Below are 1,770 nucleotides of genomic sequence, written 5' to 3'. Positions count from 1 at the left end.
CTGACGACCGCGGCCAACCGGCCCTTTATCCGGCGCTTCCTGGCCGCGGTTCCGGTGGCGCAACGCCCGGCCTTCCAGGCGGCCGACGGGGACCTCTCGCAAGAAGGCATCACCCGGCTGCGCAACGCCGTGCTCTACCGCGCCTATGGCGACTCAGACACCCTGGCGCGGATGGTCGAAAGCTCGGACCCCGGACAGCGCAATGTGCTGGCGGCCCTGGTCAAGCTCAGCCCGACCGTGGCACAGGCGCGCGACGATGCGCAAGCCGGCCGGCTGCATGATCTGGACGTGGCGGCGGACATCGTGTCGGCAACGGCCACACTGGCGAAGGTGCGGGCGGACAAGACCTTCGGCTCGGTGGATGAGTACCTGCGTCAAGGCGGGCTGTTCGGTGATGCCATTTCACCCGAGGCGTCGCTGATCCTGCGTCACTTCGACAGCAATCTGCGCAGCGCCAAGGCCATCGGCGCCTTCCTGCTGGACTATTATGAGGCGGTGCGGGCGGCCGGCGACCCCAACCAGGGATCACTGTTCGGCGACCCGCCCCCCGATAAAGCCACCTTGTTGAGACAGACCCATGAGCGTCACCAAAAAGACCGCCAAGCCCCCGCGCAAGACGACCTCTTCAAAGCCCGCGGTCAATCCGCTGATCGCCCTGATCCAGCAGGCCGAGCGCGATCCGCGCGTGATGGCGGGGTTGTTGGCGGCGGTCAAGCAAGGCCAGCGCTAGGCCGGGGGCCGCGCTACCTGTTCTTTAAGGCCATCGCGCCCGGCACCAAGGGCCGCATCACCGACCTGTTCGCGCAGGAGGTGCAACACCGCGGGTACACCGACACGCACGGGCACTATCACGCCCCGCATCAGCAACGCCATCACGTCAAGGGACCGGACGCGGACGCGGCGGACCCCGAGCCCGCGCCTGACCCCGCACTGACCGCGCTGCTGAAGCAGTACGCCGGGGATGCCGAGGTGACGCCCGCGGAGTTGGCCGAGGCGGTGCGCCAGTACCGGGCGGTGGAGGCCAAGTACCGCGGGACGCCGGGGTGGTTGAAGGCGCCAAACGGACAGCCGACCCGGCTCAATGAGCGGCAGTGGGTGCTGGCGCGGACGCCGAATTTCAAACGGTGGTTTGGAAACTGGCAGTTCGATCCGGCATCACCAGTGACCGTGGTCCCCGTGCGCGGCGACGAAATACCGGTCGCGCTGGACGATTCGGCAGCGTTGCGCAAGTGGCTGCTGTCAAGCCCGGACTTCAAGACGGCTACGGTCAATCGCAGTAACGACGTGCCAATCGGCTTCTCGACGCGCGGCCTAAAAGACTCACTCAAGCGCAAGGGGGAGGCGCAACGTTCCGCCTATGCGGTCCTGCGCTCCCTGGTGGAAACAGCACATGCAGTCGATTATGCGCCCAGTGATCGCGCGGAGATCGCCGGCCAGGATATCTATGTTGGTGCGCTGACACTTGGCGGGCGACTGTATGCCGTGCGCATCAAGGCCGATGTGCGCCATGACCGATCCACCGCCTACAAGGACCACAAGGCAGCGTTGGTCGAGCATCTGGCGGATATCGAAATAACGCCTGCCGTGAACAAGGGCGGCACCGATGGTGCTCTTGGCTATCCGGCTGCTACCGGCCCTACACGGTCAGGCGTTACCGTGAGTCTAGGCGATCTGCTCGGACCCGACAAGCCCGCCGCGTCCCAGGTGCGCGACCCCAACGGCGAGCCGCTGGTGGTGTATCGCGGCCAGGTGCAGCCGCCTGGCCCGGCC

Annotated in this window: 1 protein-coding gene; it reads left to right on the top strand. The window is 66.7% G+C overall.

From position 1 onward, the window contains the following. Positions 1 to 1,770, top strand: a 1,770-nt coding sequence (locus tag A39O_RS32665) for an LPD3 domain-containing protein (RefSeq protein WP_040527515.1), incomplete at both ends; no start/stop codon positions are given.

Source organism: Lamprocystis purpurea DSM 4197 (assembly GCF_000379525.1).
Lineage (GTDB): Bacteria > Pseudomonadota > Gammaproteobacteria > Chromatiales > Chromatiaceae > Thiodictyon > Thiodictyon purpureum.
Note: the sequence above shows the minus strand (reverse complement) of the source record. Positions and strands in the feature narration are given on the sequence as shown.